This window comes from Streptomyces sp. CO7 (genome assembly GCF_053474865.1).
Genome location: NZ_JBRIOU010000001.1, coordinates 84363 through 86387, shown reverse-complemented (window position 1 = coordinate 86387; position 2025 = coordinate 84363). Strand labels below are relative to the sequence as shown.

The window sequence follows — 2025 nt, the reverse complement described above, 5'->3', positions numbered from 1 at the left end:
CCCCCCGGCCGACCCCGTGACCGAGACCCGTACCGCCCGCACGGGCGGGCGATGTCGCCGGCGGCCTCACGCGCGACGTGACGGGCAACGTTGCGGCGGGACTTCCCGATCGTTGGCACGACGTTGGCGCCAAGGGCTGGTTCACAGCCCCGGCGCTGCCTACCATCGATCACCGCAAGACTTTGTGCACCAAAGCACAAACTCCAACGGGAGGTTTCCTTGCAACGCCGCCGTCGCCGTACCGCGCTCCTCCTCACCGCCGCCCTCGCGGCGCCACTGCTCACCGCCTGCGGAACCGAGGCGCACCCGGGCGCCGCGGCCGTGGTGGGCGGGGAGCGGATCACCCAGGCCCAGGTCGAGGAGCGGGTCCGCGAGGTGCGCGACGCGCAGCGCGCCGTGGTCCCCGACGACGAGCAGTACCGGCAGGTCGTGTCCCAGTCCGGCTCCCTGGCCCGGTTCACCGTGCAGTCCATGGTGATCGACCGGGTGCTGCACCACGCCGCCGAGGAGGCGGGCGTCACCGTCACGCCCAAGAAGGTCCAGGACCTGCGGACCAACCTGGAGCGGCAGCTCGGCGGGGAGAAGGGCCTGCGGAACACCTGGCTCCAGCAGTACGGCGTCGCCCCCGAGCGGCTCGAGGAGAACCTGCGTCTGCAGGTCGCGGCGGGCGAGCTGGCGCAGCGCCTGGGCACCGAGACCGACAGTCCCGCCTTCACGAAGGCGCTCACCGACGCCTCCAAGGACCTCGGCGTCGAGCTCAACCCGCGCTACGGGACCTGGGACGCGGAGAAGAGCGCGCGGGCGGACCTCAAGACCCCCTGGGTGCGGGACGTCGAGGCCTGAGCCGCGGGGCCGGGGGCGGGAGGCGGCGCACCGCTGCGTTACGTTCGAAGGGTGAACGCCAACGCCTCCCCCGACGCCCCCGGCCGCGTCGTCCTGCTCACCACCAGCCACCGGGTCGCCCCCGGCCTGCTGTCCTGGCCCGCCTGGCGTGTCCTGCGCGAGGCGGACCGGGTGCTCTGCGCGGACGGCTCGCACCCGCAGCTGCCGTACCTGCGGGAGGCCGGGGTGACGGTGGAGGAGGCCTCGCCCTCCGCCCGGGAACTGGTGGACGCGGCGGCCGGCGGGCGCACCGTGGTGGTGGTCGCCGGCGGCGAGGGCGAGCCCGCGCTGACCGACGGTCTGGCCCGGCTGGCCGTCTCCGGCCGCGTCCACATGCCCGACCTGGAGCTGCTCCCCGCCTCCTACGACCTGCCCGGCGCGCGGCTCCTGGATCTGGTCGCGGTGATGGACCGGGTCCGCACCGACTGCCCGTGGACCTCCCGGCAGACCCACGAGGGCCTCGCCAAGTACGCGCTGGAGGAGGCGTACGAGCTGGTCGAGGCGATCGAGACGGGCAACCGTGCGGAGCTGCGCGAGGAGCTGGGGGACGTGCTGCTGCAGGTCGTCTTCCACGCCCGGATGGCCGAGGAGGACGCCGAGGAGCCGTTCTCCGTGGACGACGTGGCGGGCGGCCTGGTCGCCAAGCTGATCCACCGGCATCCGCACGTCTTCGGCGAGGAGTCCGCGGCGACGCCGGAGGAGGTCGAGGAGCACTGGCTGCGGACCAAGGCGGTCGAGAAGCAGCGGTCCTCGGTCACCGAGGGGGTGCCGCTCGGGCAGCCGGCGCTGGCGCTCACCGCGAAGCTGGCCTCGCGGGCCCGCAAGGCGGGGCTCGACGCGGCGCTCCCCGCGGGCGAGGGCGTCGGCTACGAACTGCTCACCCTCGCCGTCCGCGCCGAGGAGGCGGGCGTCGACCCCGAGTCGGCCCTCCGCGCCGCCGCCCGCGCCTACCGCGACGCCATCCACACCGCCGAGGCGACGGCTGCCGGGGGCCCGGCGGGCACGTGACCCCGGCCCCGCGCAGGGCCTTGCCGCCGCTTACCCGCCCCCGATCACGCGGGCGTGCGGTCCCGTGCGACCGCGCCGCCCTGCGCCCACCCGTGCCGCGCCGGGCCACCCGATCGCTCTCCCGCGGCACGACGG

At 75.3% G+C, this 2025-nt stretch carries 2 protein-coding genes; both read left to right on the top strand.

What is annotated here, in order from left to right; genetic code table 11:
- The first annotated feature begins 219 nt into the window (after positions 1-219).
- On the top strand, positions 220-843 hold the full coding sequence (locus tag ACOV8S_RS00385; RefSeq protein ID WP_448315190.1) for a SurA N-terminal domain-containing protein: 624 nt from the start codon (positions 220-222) through the stop codon (positions 841-843).
- Positions 844-894: 51 nt separating this feature from the next.
- Positions 895-1890 carry a nucleoside triphosphate pyrophosphohydrolase gene (locus tag ACOV8S_RS00380; protein ID WP_448315188.1) on the top strand — a complete coding sequence of 332 codons (996 nt, stop codon included), beginning with the start codon at positions 895-897 and terminating at the stop codon, positions 1888-1890.
- Positions 1891-2025: the final 135 nt, after the last annotated feature.